The sequence below is a fragment of the Spirosoma terrae genome, from assembly GCF_010435915.1.
Taxonomy (GTDB): domain Bacteria; phylum Bacteroidota; class Bacteroidia; order Cytophagales; family Spirosomataceae; genus Spirosoma; species Spirosoma terrae.
On record NZ_JAAFZH010000015.1, the window covers coordinates 36,178 to 53,718 of the forward strand.

Below are 17,541 nucleotides of genomic sequence, written 5' to 3' on the forward strand. Positions count from 1 at the left end.
ATTAAGGGAGTTTAGCGGTTGTCGGAGTGGCATTCCAGGCACTGACACTCAGGACAGCTTTCGAACGGGTTGCCGGTTCGCGCCAGAGTACGTCCATGTCGATTTCCTGCGTTTCGCCGGGCGCAATCCAGGTAAAATTATCGGAAGCGACAATAGCTCGTTTGGTCCCTGTAATATCCAGTTTCGCCATAAAAGCAGGCGCTTTACCGGTGTTGGTCACTTTTACCCGAAGCTGGCTTTGGTCGGTGCCGGTGGGTTTTTGACTCACCACCGAAGCTGTGAGCGACGTAGTGGTTTTAGCAACGGTCGGTTTCAGGAACGGCCCTTTTTCGAGGGTTGGCCACGGAATCGGGTTGCTGACATATTTCTGGTAAAACGCATTGTCTTCGAGCATGGACAGACTGCGCGGATAATAGAACGACCGGGATACCAGCTTGCCCGAACCATCACGCAACTCGGCCAGCACCAATACGTAACGGTCGCGGTAATCGGACGGAATCGTGAACTCGCCGGGTTTCGCTTCGCTGACCGACGGGCCAGCCGCTACGTTCACGCTACCTTCCTGTTGCCAAAGTGTTTTAAACGTATCGTCCAGCACGCGTACCGACACTTTAGCGCCCGGTATCGGCTGCGTAAGCGAATGGCTGATTTTGACGGGCAGGCTAATCCGTTCGCCCGGTTTCCAGAGCAGACGAGGAATGTCAACCGCTACGTGTGTCGGTTCATAGGTCCGTTTCAGGAAATAATACGGTGCCCCAGCGTTACCAAACCAATCCATCATCTGAATGGCAATAACCGGCCAGTGGCGTTTGAAAACCCACGGCATCAACCCCGACGTAACGGGATAGTTGCCCTGCATTTTTTCGGAAAAAACCTGATAAAATTCCCCAGCCCCAATTTGCGACGCTTCGGTGACGGCTTCGATAGTCGGGTCGGCCATGTCGGTGATGTGCGACGCCCGACTCAGCATACGCGGTACGCGGCTGGGACCGTATTCGGTAAAATGATGGATAAACTCGTCATGTCCCTGATAAAAGTCTTTATCCCACATTTTACCCAACCCCGTAAATTCTTTATTATCAACCGTTTCGTAGAATAAATTCGCTTCGGGCATCGAGTGCATTCCCGTTTCCGAAATCCACGGTTCGTATTTATAGCCCACGCCATACCAGGTCGGGTCCATGTCGGGATAGGTGTGTAGACTGCCATCGTCGGGCGTAGTACGGACGTACAATCGGGATTTGTCGAAGATGTCCAGATTGCGTTCCAGAATGCCCATCGTGGCCGCGTTGCCGTAGGAATAGGGATTGAATTCGTTGCCGCCACACCAGACCGCCAATGAGGGATGATTCCGTAACCGAACGATGGTCTGCACAACCTGCGCTTCCCAGATGTCCTGCGGGTAAAGTGGCGTGTCCTGATTGCCAATCGGGAAATCCTGCCAGACCATCAGCCCCAGCTCGTTGCAGATGTCGTAGAAATGTTCGGATTCGAGCAGGCCACCGCCCCAGATACGTATCAGTTGAACGCCCATTTTTTTGGCGGCTTCGAGCGTCCAGCGGTAGCGTTCTTTCGAGGTTTCGAGCAAGACATCCTGCGGGGTGAAGTTCATGCCTTTCACAAAAAACTTCCGGCCATTCACCACAAACTGCCAGTTCTCCCAACGGTCGGCGTAGCGCGGCCCGGCCGATTTGATCCGGTCGATGATACGTATGCCGAAGGGAAATTTGATTTCATCAACGATCTGTTTGTCTTTTTTGAGAGCCACGCGTACCGTGTACAGATTAGCTTCGCCCAACCCGTTCGGGTGCCAGAGTTTTGGATTAGTTACCGTCAAATCGTCCTCAAACCACGTCCGGCCTTTGAAAGCTTTGAACGGTTTTTCCTGCGTAAACGCTACGTTACCCGCCTTGTCGACCAGCTCAACCAAAACCGACAAATTCGCATTGGATAGCGTAGTACCCGGCACACGCCCGTCGTAATGATGCATCTGCGCATTTTTCCACGGATGCAACTGGTAGCCAAGCGAATTGGTATCGGCCAGCACTTCGCTCGACAGGTGGAGCGTGGCTTTGCCATTCTGAATCGACGTAGTGGTCAGGTAAGGCCGTTCGAGATGGTAGGGCTGCACAATTTCGAGCCGAACGTCCTGCCACATGCCCACGCTGAAAAACATTTCGCAGCCTGAACTACCCGAAATCACCCACGGTTTAATGATTCGGTCACTGGCGCGCGGATTGTAACCTTTGCGCTTTTCAATCATGTATTCGCCGTTGCTGTTGCGCGGCAAACTCTCGTAATCGGTGGCTTTGTTACCCCAGTTTCCGGCCCGCACTTCAACCAGTAGTTCATTCTGTCCACCCGGTTTCAGCAACTTACTGATTTCAACCGTTGGGCCGCCAAACATCCCTTCATGAACGCCCACTAACGTACCGTTCAGCCAGACTTTCGAGAAGTAATCAACGCCATCGAAGCAGAGAAATACGTAGTTACCGGATTTCGCACTGGCGGGCGTCGGAAACGATTTACGGTAATACCACGCCTTCTCGTCCATAAACTTATACTGGTCGGAATTTTTGTGGTAATACGGATGCGGCAACTTTCCGGCCTTGAAATACGACCAGTGCACCGAATTCGGAATACTGGTCTGAAACGCATCCTTACGCGGAGCATTCAGATCGGTGATCGGCTGATCGGTATGCGACAATTCCCAGCCATCGCCCGAGAGCGATACGTGTTGCGCGCCCATTCTTGGCGTAATACGGTACGGCTGCCAGAGCTTATTTTTCTCGTCGGCAAACGGATTATCGGGCGACGTAGCAGTAGTGACGCTTTGGGCGGATGTTACGTTCCCCAACAGAAAAACACCCAAAAAGAGGAGATTCAATTTCTTCATTCTGTACGTTCGGTTAAGCGTCTCCATAAGGTTTCAGTTTTCCGTAACCTCGCATCAACAGCAAACCGCCGTCGATGGTGATGGTCGAGCCGGTCATGTAACTGCCCGACGCAATTAGATCGACCAGTACGCTGGCGATTTCGTCGGGTAAGCCCAGACGCCCCGCCGGGATGCCGTCGTTTACCGTTTGCAGCAGGGCCGGGTTTTCCCAAACATCCCGATTGATGTCGGTCTGGATGGCTCCGACGGCCAACGTATTGACCCGAATGTTGTGCGGTCCCAGTTCCATCGCTACGCCTTTCATCAGCGTTTCCAGCGCGCCTTTGGTGGCGCCGTAAAGAGTTAATCCCAACCCCGGCCGGACGCCGTTGACCGACGTAACGGTCCAGATGCTACCCGCTACGCTGTGTTTCACCATATTTCGGGCAACGGATTGCGTCAGGAACGTAGTGCTTCGAAAATTAACGTTATTGAATTGGTCAAAATCGGCTTCTGTTACGTCCAGAAAGTGTTTTTTGTATGAAACGCCTGCGTTGTTCACCAGTACGTCGAGACCGTCTGCTACATCCCAGGCCTGCTCGCCAAGCTGAATGGCCTGTGCTGTTTCTGACAAATCGGCCTGTAACAGATACGCGTTACGTCCGGTCTGGCGAATGGTTTCGGCAACGACCTCGGCTTCTTCTCGCTTTTCATGGAAATGAACCACTACGTCGAAACCCGCTTCGGCCAGACGTAGCGCGATGGCTTTGCCGATGCCGCGCGACGCGCCAGTGACTAATGCTTTTTTTGATGGTTGTGTCATCAATACTCCAGTTTTATAACGATTGATCGGGAAAAGGTCGGGAGCAAAATCGTCTCACCCGGACGCCCTTTCGTCCATTTACCTGTCCACGGATCATAAAAAGAAAGTTTCTTAGAAATGGGTAACCCCGGTTTAATGCTACGTCCCGAAATGGCTTCCGCCGGGCGGTTTTCTTCCAGTTCCGTTTTCCAGTTCGAGGCATTATCTCTCACCCAGATTAGTGTCGTTTTTTCACCTCGCAAGCCATAGATTTTCAGATCGTTTTGTGCTGCTACACGAATCGGAACGGCGTTCTCAGAAACGGGATCAAAGCCGTTGATGGCCTCATTAAATCGGGCGAAGTGCCACCAGAGGTTATTTTTTTCGATGTAGTAATCCCAGTGCCAGCTTTGGCCGGGGCCAGCCGCACCGACAAAAAAGGGCGCAAACAGCAGGTCGTGCAGTAACGCACCTTGCGTGTCTTTCGGATATAGCTTGAACGGTCCCGCGTGATGGGGTTCAACCGCACCAACTTCGGATAATAGAACGGGTTTTCCGGGTGCAAACGTCAACAGATTCGTTACGGCATCGCTGGCTAGTTCATCCATCGGCGACTGGCAGATGGGCAACGTAGCACCTTTATCGAGGTAGCGGTGGGCCTGCGCGATTTCGTTGCTACGTAGCGCGGAATAGGTTTTGTACAGTTCGTGCTGTTTGGGCGAATCGTAACTACCCAGCGTCTGCATCACGAATTGATTCGGGAATTGCGCTTTCACCTTGTCGAGCATTTCCGTTGTCCAGGACAGCAGTAAATCAGGGTCCTTGACGCTCACCGAATTCTGTTCATTCCACAATTCCCAGCCGAAAACGGTAGGATTATCGCGGTATTTTCTGGCGAAAAACGCCACGCGATTCAGGTAAAGCTGTTTGCTGGTTTCGGTACGATAAAAATCCTCCATCGACGAAATCTGATTGGCATACACCGGTTTGTCGAACGGAACCGACGACGGAAACGGAGCGGGCGAGCCGGTGATTTTTCGAAAATGTTCCAGACAGAATTTGATCCGTATGCCGTGTTTGCCGCCCAACTTCACCAGTCCATCAATCAGCGCTTCGGCTTTTGGATCGAATTGGCCGGGTTGCTGTTTCTCTACTTCGAGCATGGGTGCGCTCAACCAGATACGGGTAAAATTGCCGCCATTTTTAGCAAGCTGACCGAAATAATGATCGTAATAGTTCAGTACGCTATCTCCATTCGTTATCGACCGGGCAAAGCAGATATTGGGGCCAACCGGAATAAAGATTTTCCCCGAAACCTCCAGATACCTTGGATTAGTCTTACTGATACGTACGAACGCATTGGGCTGCGCTACACACTCAATCAGAGCGAGTAGCGTGAATACCAATACGTTTCGAATCAGAGAATACAGCATACTTGTTATTTTTTTGACAGGATTGACATGGTTTGTTTTGAGTAATAAATCATGTCAATCATGTCGAAAGAAAAATCACATCCCACCCACCGTCGGATACCAGTCGGGACGGTATGGGTCCTGGTGGAAACGGGCGTAGTAATCGCCTTTTTCTTCGTAATATTTTTCGTAATGCTTCATCTTGTCCTCGTCGAGCGATACGCCCAGACCGGGGCCAGTTGGCACTTTAATGCAACCGTTTTCGTACTTCATCAGGCCGCCTTCAATGATGTCGTCGGTGAGGTAATGGTAGTGCGCATCGCCCGCGAAATTCATTTGTGGAATGGTCGATGCCGTATGAATCATAGCGGCCAGCTCGATACCGAATTCAGCGCCGGAGTGCATGGCCACGCCCAGATTGAACGTATTGCAAACGGCCGCCAGATCTTTCACCCCGCGCGGACCTTCCCAATAATGAATGTCGGTCAGGACAATATCGACCGAACCCATCCGAATGGCCGGAGCCAAATCGTCAAATTTGGCCGGATACATATTGGTGGCTATCGGAATACGTATCTGTTTGCGAACAGCCGCGTTACCTTCCAATCCCCACGACGGGTCCTCGAAATATTCAATATTCAGGTCTTCCAGCCGACGCCCGATTTGCACAGCGGTCTGCACCGACCAAAGGCCGTTCGGGTCAATACGTAGTCCGAAATCATCGCCGAGTTTCTCGCGGCAAAGTTCCAGCACCCGCGCTTCTTCTTTAGGCGATTTTACCCCCGCTTTCAGCTTCATCGAATTGACACCCAGCGTTTCGTGCAGTTCTACGCAGAAGTCGGCCATATCTTCAGCGGTTTCGTCATGTTTACCATCACCGGGACGATCATACCGCCAGAACAGGTAAGCGATAAACGGCACTTCGTCGCGTACACGCCCGCCCAACAGATCGCTCAATGGGCGGTTCAAAACTTTACCCTGAATGTCGAGACAGGCCATTTCGATGGCTGCATACAATCGCGCGTTCGACATGTAGTAAATGCTACGTAGTACTTTCAGCTTGATTTTTTCGAGATGAAACGGATCTTCGCCGACGATACGTGGTTTGAGCTTCTGCAACGCTCCCCGCTGATCGCCCCCGCCTACTTCGCCCAACCCAACGATACCTTCGTCGGTAATGACTTCGAGAATGGTACGCAGAAAATAGCCCGGATGCACGCCCGTATTATGGCGCAATTGGGCGTTTAACGGAATGGCGACGCAGCGGGTACGGATGTCAATAATTTTCATAAGTCGTAATGAGCGAACGTGGATTTACTACGTTCAATGAATCGTTATAAGTCAAGTTGTACGGTATTATCCTGACCTTTTACCAGTTTAAGTGTCTTTTCCATTGTTTTCTTCCCAACGGTAACTTTCACGGTATAGTCGCCATAAAAGCCCCGGAACGTAATGGGTTTACCATCGGTCACGGATGTCGTGAGCGTGGTTTTCCATTCTTTATTGATCAGGTCATTAAGAGCCGTATACGACGGTTTGGTAGAAAAGTCGCGATTGAGCAGCCCGCCATTCCATTTATCCTCCCCCGCCACAGCCGTTCCATCAATGGTGTTCCAGTAAATGATCGCTTCAACGGCCGGGTGGCTAAACCAGATTCGGTAGAAGTTTCGGGCCATTTTCGCCTGGAGCTGTAAACCCGTTTCGTTGTTGGGCAGCGTAGGAAACGTAATTTCTGATACGTGCAGGGGCACACCGAATGAACCAAGCAAATCCATAGCCCGAAACAGGTCGGCAGGTGTATGAGCTACCCCCTTCACGGTATTGTCGAACATGGGTTGCTCGAATAAGTGGAATTGCATTCCGATACCATCAATGCGAGCCCCTTTCAGTTTCAGGTTCTCGATCAGCAGGTAATAGGGCGTAAATTCTCGGCGGTAGCCTTGCCACGAACTGGGTGTGTTTTCATTGATAAACAGCCGAGTGCTTTTAGGAAAATAAGCTTGTGCCGTCCGAAACGCTTTGCTGGCGTAGTCTGGAGGCATAGGCACTTTATAGCGCGAAATCAGCAGTTCGTTCGTTACGTCCCAGGTTTTGATGGTTTCCCCGTAGCGTTGGGCCAGCTCCTGAATATGCCGGTCGATAATCGGTTGCATTTTCGACGTATCCTTGGGCATCCAGTCTGGAATGGCAAACATGGCTTCATCCCAAACCAGCGTATGTCCACGTGGCGTAATGCCATTTCGGAGGCAAAAGTCGAGGGCTACATCGGTGGGCGGTCGGCGGTAAATGGGCTTGCTATCGGCCGTGTAGCGCGGTTTACCCTGCTCAGGCTCCAGCGTTTTCCAATAGAAAGGAATCGTTGCCAGATTGAACATCGACTTGAAAAACGACGCGTACTTTTCATTTTCCTGCGCCGTCGGAAACCCGTTCAACATAAAGATATTAGCCCCAAACTGAAAAGCGTGTCGTTCCTGCCGAATGTCGACGGTTGCTTTCCGAATTGGTTTACCCTGTTTATCGACCAGGGTTATTGTAAAATCGCCTTTGCGGTGGGTTTCGATACCCTGCTGAATACGCGCTTCAACAGCCGGATCACTCCAAAGCGAATCATAACGAGTCGATTGGGCTAGACCTGGTATTGTGATGAGCAGGAAAAACAAACTCAGATAACGCATAATATATTGGCTTTTTATAACACCCACAGCAGCGGCCGAACGTCTTCGTAAGGAGAACATGCTTTCGCTTATAGTTCAATAGTGAGCGTATTGGGCTGATTTTTTGCCAGCGTAAATGTTTTCTCAATCGTTTTCTTTCCGACGGTAACTTTCATTGCGTAGTCGCCATAAAAGCCCCGAAACGTAATGGGTTTACCGTTATTGACCGACGTAGTGAATGCTGTTTTCCATTCTTTATTGATCAGATCATCAAGTGCGGTGTATGATGGTTTCGGGTTCAGATTTTCGTCGATGAGCCCCGAGTTGAGTTTCCCTTCATTTCCCCAGGCTTTTCCATCCGGCATATTCCACCACGTAATGGCCTCCATAGCCGGGTGACTAAAAAACAGCCGATAAAAATTACGGGTAACCAGCGCCTGTTTCTTTCGGCCTTCTTCTGAATCAGACAATACAGGAAACGTGATTTCGGAGATATTCAGCGGAATCTTGAACTTGGCTAACTGATCCAGCACCTTCAACACTGATTTGGGGCTAAAATCGCTGGTGGTTCCTTCATAAACCGCTTTAGGATCGACCAGATGCGGAAATAAATGAAACTGTAGGCCAATGCCATTCACTTTAGCTCCACGTAACAGCAGGTTTTGGATGAACACGTATAGATAGCTGTATTCGCCGTGGAAGTTTTTGTTCAGAAACGTTTCCGGCACTTCGTTGTAAATCAGCCTATTGATTGAATTAAAATTTTTCTCTGCTTCTTTAAAACCCAGAAATACGTAATCGTCGGGCATGGTAACCTGCATGTGTCGCAGAAACGATTCATTCGCTACGTCCCAATACAGAACGTCGTCTTTATAGCGTTGGCCAATTACCTCGATTCGCTTTTTAACGAGTGATGTCAGCGAGTCCGGGTTTTTCGGTGCCCAATCCGGCATCGAAGCCGTTGGCGAATCCCAAACCAGCGTATGCCCTTTCATACGAATGTTATGCTGCTTACAAAACGCGACCACTTTATCGGGCGGAGGACGCCGAAAAATGGGCGGACTATCGGCGGCAAACCGATACTGGCCGGGCGTTGGCTCCACATCTTTCCAATAGAACGGGACTGACGCAAAATTGAACACCTTCGTAAACGCGTTTTCGAACTTCCGATTTAGCTCAGCGCTCGGGTAGCCGTCGAGCATGAAAATATTAGCTCCGAATAAAAAATCATGGCTATTCTGTCGAATGTCGACGGTGGCTTTCTGAATCGGTTTTCCCTGTTTATCGGTCAATGTCAGTGTGAAATCACCTTTCCGATACGTTTCGATACCCTGCTGAATACGCGATTCGATAGCCGGATCGCTCCACAGCGAATCATAACGAGTCGATTGGGCCAGACCTGGTATTGTGATGAGCAGGAAATATAAAATCAGGCAACGCATAACGTAATGACTTATAGAATTGAGATCGTAGTACGTAACAGCTTCAATCCAGCACCACCACCTGCGTGCGGGTGCCACTCTTCGGGAACTGTACTTCTTTCTCGTATTTCTTGCCGTTCCGTTGAGTAACCACTTTATATGTACCGTAGAAGCCCTTGTAACTCACCGCATTATTTTTGGGCGAAGTCGTTACGTTGGTGCGCCATTCCTTGTTAATCAAGCGATCGAGTACGTCGAAAGCAGGCTTTTTAGAGAAGTCGCGGTTCAGCAGCCCACCTTTCCATTTGTCTTCACCGGGCACTACCGATCCGTCTGACCGGATACGTGCCGGAGCCGCTGTTCCATCGACCAGATTCCACCAGATAATGCCTTCTACTTTCGGATGGCTAAACCACAGTTTGTAATAATTCTCGGTCATCACCGCCTGCATTTCGGGGCCTTTATCGGTCAACGCCGACACCGTAATTTCGGTAATGTGCAAGGGTAGGTTGAAGTCTGAATACAAGTCGAGCGTATTGAACAACGTAGTGGGCGTCATGGCTTTACCTTTCATAATCTGCTCGTATTCGGGCTCGCTGAAGTTGTGAAATTGCAGGCCGATAGCGTTGATCTTGGCGTTACGTAGCAGCAGATTTTCGAGGAGCAGATAGTCGGCGTTGTATTCGCGCCGGTTGCTACGTCCCCAGATTCCGGTGGTAAAGTTGAGCGTAAATACGTTGCTGTTCGGAAATTGACGCTCGCTTTCCTTGAAGGCTTTGAAGGCGAAATCTTTGGGCATCAAGACGTCGGGATGGCGGTCGGTTACTTCATTCACTATGTCCCAGATTTGAATATCGTGACCGTAACGCTGCCCGATTTCCCCGATCCGCTTGCTGATTTTCTGCTCCATAATTTTCTCGTCTTTCGGCAGCCAGGTCGGAATTGACCAGCGCTGGTTGTCCCACACGAGCGTATGACCTTTGGGCGTGATGTTGTTCTTTTTGGCAAACTCCAGCACCACGTCGGGAGCCGGACGACGGTAGATATACGGGCTATCTTTCCCGAAACGCAGTTTCCCCGGTTCAGGCTCCAGTTCGGGCCAGTAGAACGGAATGGTCACGAAATTGAACAGCTTCGTAAAATACTCCTCGAAGAGCGCATCTTCTTTCGGATTCTTGAAGCCTTTCACCATGAAGCCATTCGCGCCGAAATAAAAATCGTGGCGGGTTTGGGTCAACGACACCTCTCCCGGCGATATCGGATTGCCGTCTTTATCGGCAAACTGGACCGTAAAAGCCCCCATCCGATTCTCGCGGATGCCGTCGGCGATACGTTGCTGCACCGCCGGATCGCTCCATTGATTTTTGTACTCCTCGGAAAGCTGGGCCGACACCTGTAATGTCGATAATGTCAGTAACGTAGCAGTGATAAATTGCTTCATATAGTATGCGTAATTCTTATGTTGTTTAGCAAATTTTGCTCGTCCGGGATTGCATCGCGGATCATAAAGGTTAATAGTTTACCACCCCCAACCAGAACGCTGGCCCGGCCCCTCCTAAAACAGGAGGGGCCTAAAAACCTCCGGGCAAAAGCCCCTCCTGTTTTAGGAGGGGCCGGGCCGACGTTCGGTTGGGGGTGGTCGAACATCCGATTCACATATGGCTCTCTAAGCTTATTTCGTTGTTTTCAACGCCCCATTGAAGCCAATATGCACCCGCCCGATCCAGGGATACGTATTGTTAGCCTGCGCATTTCCGGTCACGATTTTTACCGCTACGGTTCCATGCGGGAGCGCTGGAACGGAGTACGTATACTTATCAACGGGATTGTCTTTGTCCTTAGAAATCTGGCTTGGATACGCTTCTCTATGGCTTTTCACGACAGCTCCTTCGGGTAGCGGTTTCCAGGCCGATCCATCGGTCGAGTATAGCAAATCGATACTATCTACCTTGTCGCTAAAGGCGAAAACATCAATCCATTTCAGGGCATCGGCGCTGTATATTAGCTCGCCCGAACCACTTCCGGCGGCTCGTTCGGCCTGAAAAAAATCTTCTTCCGTTTGCCGGAGTCGCGGCCAGGATTCGGTGCTGATCTCCAGATTTTCGGAGTGCGATTGAGCCAGCGAAAAGTCTTTCAGATTATCCATCACCATCCGACTGTTGGCCGATAGAGGACCTAGTACGTTCGAAGTGGGCGAAATCCCTGATTCATTTTTACCCTTTACCCGGTAATAATAGACCTTGCCCGGCTCTGCGCTGTTGTCGGTAAATAAGGGGTAATAGTAGAGGTGATAACTAATATCCAGATCACCACTGATGTTCTGCCACGGCCCTTTTGGCGACGTTGCCCGCTCTACGACGTAGTATCTTGCCCCCGGCGAACACCGCCATTTCAACGCGACCGCATCACTACGTATACCTGGATACAGATAAGGCGCATCCGTTGGCGCTGGTAACGCGGGTTCCCGCTCTCCTCTGATTTTATAGCCGTATGATCGGATCAACATGAGGTTTTCCCGCTCCTTGAAATACTCCCCACTGTCGAATCCGGGCCAGCGACTGCCACCCCAGGAATAGGCATGAAACAGCGCATGGCCACCAATGCCACCGATATACTGCGGTTTCATCAGGCTCCAGAGCAATGCTCCAGTTGTACCCGTATTGTAAACCTGATCAAGTACGTCTTTGAATCCGTCCAGCTTCTGAAACTCGTCGATAATCATCGGGCGTTTTCCTTTGCATTCGTTCCAGAGTTCGGTTACGGTGTTGCGGTAATTAGGATACTGGCGGGTTTTTACGATGTCGATTTTCGGGTTGTTCGTTACTACGTCGTTCACATTATCCTTCATCTGCTGCACACCGTTTGCCCGGCGCGGGTCGGCAATCAGCTGATTGGGGGCAATTGTTTTCAGGTAATCGGCCATTTCGGCAATCCAGGCGCTTTTGTTGTTGGGCACTTCGTTGCCGAATTCCCACGCCATGATTGCCTTATCATTTTTGTAAAGTTGCCCCGTGAACTGATTTTTCCGGTTTGCAACCACACGTAGCAAATCCTTGAAACCGTCCTTAACGGCGGGCGTCGTGTAGTAATCGCCACCGCCGTAGAGCTTGCTGAACGATTCGGTAGACCCCCAGAATTTGTTCTCTTTTACCAGACAAAGGATGACCCTAATTTTGTACTTATTAGCCAATTCCAGCATTTTGTCGATCCGTCGAAAGGCCGTTTCATTGTACGCACGCGGCCCGGTAACCAACGCTTCAAATTCACCCGTTCCATCTTCAACGGTGATGCCCCAGGTTCGAATCGTGGTAACGCCCATCTGCGCCATGTCCTTGAAATAGGCTTCCATTTCGTAGGAAAGCTCCATCGGATCATAAATGTAGCCACTGGCTGGATTCGTGTTTTTATAGCCGTCATACTGGCCGGTTATGTTGGGCGTATTCACCGATATAAACCGGAAAACCTTGTTACCATCTTTAAGCTTATCACCCTCTCTCGTAATAAAATGAGTAAAGGCTTGCCCACTGGCATCGAGGACCAACAGCAAACTAATCAGCACATAGACAAACCTGACGACCATTAGGACAAGAGCTTAAATTAAACAGAGAATCGACTGATAATCTCAGAATTACCATTCCAATTGACTATAAAATCAGGTAGCTAACAAGGGTCAGCTACCTGACCAACCAACCTATGTAAACGTTTCACGCTGGTCCACGATTAGATCGCGGGCAAGTCTACGACCTAATACCCCGGATTCTGATCGATGGGCGCCAGAGCCGTGTTGTAGTTCAGTTCAGCGACCGGAATAGGCCAGAACAGATGTTTGTCGGCCACGTCTTTGCCCGTAGCAGCTTTAATGATTTCTTTCAGTTTGGGCGTACCCAGGCGCTTCAGGTCGAGCCAGCGTTTGGCCTCGTACTGGGTTTCGTAACCACGCTCTTTCAGCACCAGATCATTGAACGTAGTGGCGGTGAAATCAGCCAGTTTAAAATCGACACTGGAGGCCGTTGTTGGATTTTGTCCATACGCCCGACGGTGTACCTGATTGAGTGCATCGACGGCGGCCTGTGTAGGTCCGTTGCCCGCCCGACTAGCGGCTTCGGCATACAGCAACAGAATATCAGCGTAGCGATAGACCGGAAAATCGTTTCCGGCCGCTGTTTGGTTGGGAGCCAGCGGGTCCGAAAATTTCTTGCACAGAATGCTGTTTTTACCCAGACCAATGTCCCAGCTATACCAGAACGCACTTTTGCGAAGGTCTTTAGCATCCCAGTTTTTCATGTTCGGGTTGGTTTCGGTATCGCTGTAGTGCGCGTAGAAGCCTCCTGCCCCGTGTAGTTTTGAGCCGGGATGATGCGCAAACATCGCCAGATACATCCCTTGATCGTTTTGCCGGGTTTGTTTCAGATACCAGATTTCTTCGGTCGACGTAACAACGGTAGGGCCAAAAATCTTTGTATCAAACTCGGCCGCCGTTGTCACGGGCACCAGCGAAAACGCGTTGGATTTGATGATTTCGTCGGCTTTGTCGCGGGCTTCGGCGTATTGGTTTCGGGTGAAATAGACCTCGGCCAGAGCCGCTTTAGCCGCCCATTTCGTAGCCCGGCCAACCTGTGCTCCTTTTTCGGGCAGGGTAGTTTCCGCTTCTTTCAAATCGTTCACAATCAGTGTGTAGACCTCTTCAGCCGTGTTACGCTTTACATTCGGTTCGCTCAGTTGTGCTTCGGTACGTATCGGTACGCCACCCCAGTTACGAACGAGCCAGAAATACGCAAACGCCCGCAGGTATTTGGCTTCTGCTACGTATTTCGCTACGTCGGCCTGACTAATACTTGTGCCTTTCGGCGCGTTCTGAATCACCAGATTGGCGTTACGTATGGTCAGGTAAAACAACCGCCAGCCTTCGTCGGTACGCGGAATGTTGGTGCTATTCAGGCCCTGAAAATCGCTCAGCACCTGATAACTCCCCCGGCCATAACTGTAATCTGTATACGCTTCGAGCTGAGCACCCAACTGACCAGAAATGCCATTGAGTGCCCGAAGCTGGGCGTAGGCCGCATTAACGGCGGCTTCAACTTCACTGGCCGTATTGTAGAAGGTCTCTACAGCCACCGCTTTAGGCTTTTCGACCAGTACTTCCTGACAGGAAAACAGACCAAGAAGCGGGAGGAAGAATAATATCTTTTTCATGTGTTGTTTCAATTTTGAATGAGTCGCTGGTGCGATGAGTGAATGATAGAATGGTTTTTCGCGTCAGCTATTCTCACATTCTAGCATTCAATCATTCACAATTAAAATCCAACCCGAATACCAAATGTGACTGCTTTCGACGTAGGATAGCTGTAGTGGTCGATGCCCTGACCGATGGAGTTAGCGCCCCCCTGCGAGTTTACTTCGGGGTCCCACCAGGAGTATTTCGTTAACGTCAGCAGGTTCTGACCGCTAGCGTAGATCTGGGCCGTCCGCATCCAGTTTATGTTCAAGGCCTGCAGCGGCAGATCGTAGGCTAACTGAATGGTTCTCAGCCTCAGGTACGAGCCATCTTCCACAAATCGATTCGAGTAGTTGTAACTATTGGCGCGGGAAATAACCGGATATTTGGCGTTTGTATTCGTTGGTGTCCAGTGATTCAGATACACTTCACGGGGCATGTTCAGACCGAAACCGTAGTCGAGTGTGTTGTTGATCGAACTGACATTGACGAGGTTGTTGCCCTGTGTTCCCTGAAAGAACGCCGTCAACGTAAACCCTTTGAACGACATGGTTGAATTCAAACCGTAAATAAAGTTGGGGTTCGGATCACCAATAATGGTTTTGTCGAGCTGATTGATCACGTTATCACCGTTCAGGTCTTTGTACTTCACCCGTCCCTGATCGGTATAACCATCTTCAACATAGCCGTAGAAAACGCTAAGTGGCTGCCCTTCCCGGAGCAGGTTGGCTGCATCGCTGATCAACGTAACGCCCACACTTCCACCCAGAATATCGCGGCCACCTTCCAGCTTCACCACCTTCGAGCGGTTGAAAGCGATATTTCCGTTCAGGTCCCATTTAAACGCTTTGTCGATCACGCGGGCCGATAGCGCAACTTCCAGCCCTTTGTTCTGAATCTGTCCTACGTTACGTATCGTGCTCGTGAAGCCAAAACCAATTGGTAACTGCACCGTATTGAGCAGATCGCGGGTATTTTTAACGTAGTAGTCGAGTGTCAGTTGAACGCGGTTATTCAGGAATCCGGCGTCGACACCAACGTTAAACTGTTCGGTAGTTTCCCATTTCAGGTTGCCAGGCAGTTGGGTTCCGGGCGCGAACGTATTGTACAACGCATCGTCGAATACGGTTTTTCCGGCCGACAGATTATTCAACGTAGCGTAGGCACCAATGGCCTGACTTCCTGTTAAGCCCCAGCTGGCGCGGGCTTTCAAATCAGTCATAAACGTTACGTTCTTCATGAACGGCTCTTCCGAAACCCGCCATGCAAAGGCTCCCGATGGGAAATAGCCCCATTTATTGCCTTCGCTGTATTTACTCGAACCATCGGCCCGAATGCTGGCCGTGAACAGGTACTTATTGTTGAAACTATAATTCACGCGGGCCAGATACGACAGCAGGGTGCTGAACGAGTAACTCGATCCGGGAATGCCCGGCACAGCCGCCGAGCCCAGATTGGCCGTTTCGGTAATATCGCTCAGAAAGCCTACGCCCGACGCATTGAGTCGTTTGTCCAGAAAATCCTGATACGTAAAGCCAGCTACCGCTGAGATGCTGTGTTTCTGTGCAATCGTTTTAATATAGCTAATCGTGTTTTCGCTCAGCAGGCTCATTTGCCGAACCGTTCCCACGCTGGCGCTACCCTGTGAGTTGATAAATTTGGTCGTGGTATACGTATCGGTTTGGTCGTCGTTGTTTTCGATGCCACCCGAAATTTTAATCGCTAAGCCGTCGAATGGCTTGAATGTCAGGGCAGCATTGGCCAGCACGCGGTTCGCATCAACGTTATCGGAGAACTGCTCCAGATAATTGAGCGGATTGATCAATACGTTGGAAATGAACGGATAAGCCGTTGCCAACACGCGATAGGAACCGTTATCGTTGTAGGGAGTGAGCGTTGGCGGAGCCGAAATAGCCGCCGAAATCAACGTACCGCCCCGGTTGCCACCACCCGAATTCTGACGGCCCGTGGTGATTTTCGTTAACGTAGCGCCGTAGCTCAGGTTGAATTTCTTGCTAACATCCGTCGAAATATTGGCACGTAGTGAATATCGGTTGTAATCGCTGCCCCGGATAATACCGTCCTGTTTAAAAATGCTGCCGCCGACCGAAAACCGCGTTTTGTCGTTGCCCCCGCTCACCGTCAGATTATGGGTTTGCATGGGTGCTTTTTGGAAAACCAGATTTTGCCAGTCGTACCCTTCGCCGAAGCTATTGATTTGATCCTGCGTAAAATACGGCGTCACTTTATCGTTGGCAGCCTGTTCGTTGTAGAACGTAGCGTATTCTTTGGCATTCATCAGATCGAGTTTTTTACGGAGCGACTGAATGCTATAGCTACCTTCATAATCGACCGTCATTTTGCCCGCTTTACCCTGCTTGGTCGTAATAATAACTACGCCGTTGGCACCACGAGACCCATAAATAGCCGTTGCCGACGCATCTTTCAGAATTTCGATGGTTTCAATATCGGAGTTGTTCACAATGGTTGGGTTGCTTCCCGAGGTAGGAAAACCATCCACTACGTAGAGCGGCTCGTTACTGCCCTGAATGGAGTTTGTTCCGCGAATCCGAACGCTGATGCCAGCACCCGGCGCACCGGTGTTTTGTGTCACCTGAACCCCCGGCGCCCGACCCGACAAGGCCTGCAATACGTTCGTAGCCGGAAACGCATCGATTTCTTTGCCTTTTACCTGCGCCAGCGAACCCGTTAAATCTGATTTACGCACCGTACCATACCCAACCACAACTACCTCATCGAGCTGGCGATCATCGGCCACCAGTTCCACATTAATTGTAGATTGTTTTCCAACTGCAATTTCCTGACTTAGAAATCCAACCGAAGAATATACGAGTGTAGCATTAGCTGGATTAGGAATAGAGATACGGTAGTTTCCTTCTGCATCGGTTGTTGTGCCAACCTGAGTTCCTTTTAGAGAAACCGTCGTACCGGGAAGAGCCGATTTATCAGTTGCTCCTACTACTTTACCCGATACAACTATGGATTGAGCCCATCCAACCGAGCTGATTACGGCTATCAGGCAAGCTAATAGCCATTTAAACGTAAGATAGTTCATAAAGGCTTAGGAGATAATTTTTATAATATAAAATTAAATTTTATTTCATTACAATTGTACGTCTAAACATTGTTTCTCTCCAAATT

General features: G+C 50.2%; 10 protein-coding genes. All 10 read right to left on the minus strand.

Annotation, left to right across the window (positions count from 1 at the left end; translation table 11 throughout):
• Position 1: 1 nt before the first annotated feature.
• The 10 genes from GK108_RS24560 to GK108_RS24605 all read right to left on the minus strand — a co-directional run bounded on the left by GK108_RS24560 (position 2) and on the right by GK108_RS24605 (position 17,455).
• Positions 2 to 2,896 (minus strand): glycoside hydrolase family 2 protein, encoded by a 2,895-nt coding sequence (locus GK108_RS24560; protein ID WP_163954191.1) that lies wholly within the window; start codon positions 2,894 to 2,896, stop codon positions 2 to 4.
• Positions 2,897 to 2,909: 13 nt separating this feature from the next.
• The gene (locus GK108_RS24565; RefSeq protein ID WP_163954193.1) at positions 2,910 to 3,698 is read right to left on the minus strand and encodes an SDR family NAD(P)-dependent oxidoreductase; all 789 of its coding nucleotides are present in this window, start codon (positions 3,696 to 3,698) and stop codon (positions 2,910 to 2,912) included.
• On the minus strand, positions 3,698 to 5,110 hold the full coding sequence (locus GK108_RS24570; protein ID WP_163954195.1) for a glycoside hydrolase 5 family protein: 1,413 nt from the start codon (positions 5,108 to 5,110) through the stop codon (positions 3,698 to 3,700). Before GK108_RS24570 ends, GK108_RS24565 begins: the two co-directional genes overlap by 1 nt.
• A 75-nt stretch (positions 5,111 to 5,185) precedes the next feature.
• Positions 5,186 to 6,379 (minus strand): enolase C-terminal domain-like protein, encoded by a 1,194-nt coding sequence (locus tag GK108_RS24575; RefSeq protein ID WP_163954197.1) that lies wholly within the window; start codon positions 6,377 to 6,379, stop codon positions 5,186 to 5,188.
• A gap of 44 nt (positions 6,380 to 6,423) precedes the next feature.
• Positions 6,424 to 7,764, minus strand: a complete 1,341-nt coding sequence (locus tag GK108_RS24580; protein ID WP_163954199.1) for an endo-1,4-beta-xylanase — start codon at positions 7,762 to 7,764, stop codon at positions 6,424 to 6,426.
• Positions 7,765 to 7,832: 68 nt separating this feature from the next.
• A complete protein-coding gene (locus tag GK108_RS24585; protein ID WP_163954202.1) occupies positions 7,833 to 9,185 on the minus strand; it encodes an endo-1,4-beta-xylanase in 1,353 nt (450 codons plus the stop codon).
• 43 nt (positions 9,186 to 9,228) lie between these two features.
• Positions 9,229 to 10,605 (minus strand): endo-1,4-beta-xylanase, encoded by a 1,377-nt coding sequence (locus tag GK108_RS24590; protein ID WP_163954204.1) that lies wholly within the window; start codon positions 10,603 to 10,605, stop codon positions 9,229 to 9,231.
• Positions 10,606 to 10,836: 231 nt separating this feature from the next.
• Positions 10,837 to 12,744, minus strand: a complete 1,908-nt coding sequence (locus tag GK108_RS24595) for a glycoside hydrolase 5 family protein (protein ID WP_163954207.1) — start codon at positions 12,742 to 12,744, stop codon at positions 10,837 to 10,839.
• A 164-nt stretch (positions 12,745 to 12,908) separates the two neighbouring features.
• Positions 12,909 to 14,357: a RagB/SusD family nutrient uptake outer membrane protein gene (locus tag GK108_RS24600; RefSeq protein WP_163954209.1), complete on the minus strand. Its 1,449-nt coding sequence runs from the start codon at positions 14,355 to 14,357 to the stop codon at positions 12,909 to 12,911.
• A gap of 101 nt (positions 14,358 to 14,458) precedes the next feature.
• The gene (locus tag GK108_RS24605) at positions 14,459 to 17,455 is read right to left on the minus strand and encodes a SusC/RagA family TonB-linked outer membrane protein (RefSeq protein ID WP_163954211.1); all 2,997 of its coding nucleotides are present in this window, start codon (positions 17,453 to 17,455) and stop codon (positions 14,459 to 14,461) included.
• Positions 17,456 to 17,541: the final 86 nt, after the last annotated feature.

Excerpts from the sequence above, each read along its gene's own strand:
- GK108_RS24560 (WP_163954191.1), bottom strand. The coding sequence starts at position 2,896 with ATGAAGAAATTGAATCTCCTCTTTTTGGGTGTTTTTCTGTTGGGGAAC.
- GK108_RS24565 (WP_163954193.1), bottom strand. The coding sequence starts at position 3,698 with ATGACACAACCATCAAAAAAAGCATTAGTCACTGGCGCGTCGCGCGGC.
- GK108_RS24570 (WP_163954195.1), bottom strand. The coding sequence starts at position 5,110 with ATGCTGTATTCTCTGATTCGAAACGTATTGGTATTCACGCTACTCGCT.
- GK108_RS24575 (WP_163954197.1), bottom strand. The coding sequence starts at position 6,379 with ATGAAAATTATTGACATCCGTACCCGCTGCGTCGCCATTCCGTTAAAC.
- GK108_RS24580 (WP_163954199.1), bottom strand. The coding sequence starts at position 7,764 with ATGCGTTATCTGAGTTTGTTTTTCCTGCTCATCACAATACCAGGTCTA.
- GK108_RS24585 (WP_163954202.1), bottom strand. The coding sequence starts at position 9,185 with ATGCGTTGCCTGATTTTATATTTCCTGCTCATCACAATACCAGGTCTG.
- GK108_RS24590 (WP_163954204.1), bottom strand. The coding sequence starts at position 10,605 with ATGAAGCAATTTATCACTGCTACGTTACTGACATTATCGACATTACAG.
- GK108_RS24595 (WP_163954207.1), bottom strand. The coding sequence starts at position 12,744 with ATGGTCGTCAGGTTTGTCTATGTGCTGATTAGTTTGCTGTTGGTCCTC.
- GK108_RS24600 (WP_163954209.1), bottom strand. The coding sequence starts at position 14,357 with ATGAAAAAGATATTATTCTTCCTCCCGCTTCTTGGTCTGTTTTCCTGT.
- GK108_RS24605 (WP_163954211.1), bottom strand. The coding sequence starts at position 17,455 with ATGAACTATCTTACGTTTAAATGGCTATTAGCTTGCCTGATAGCCGTA.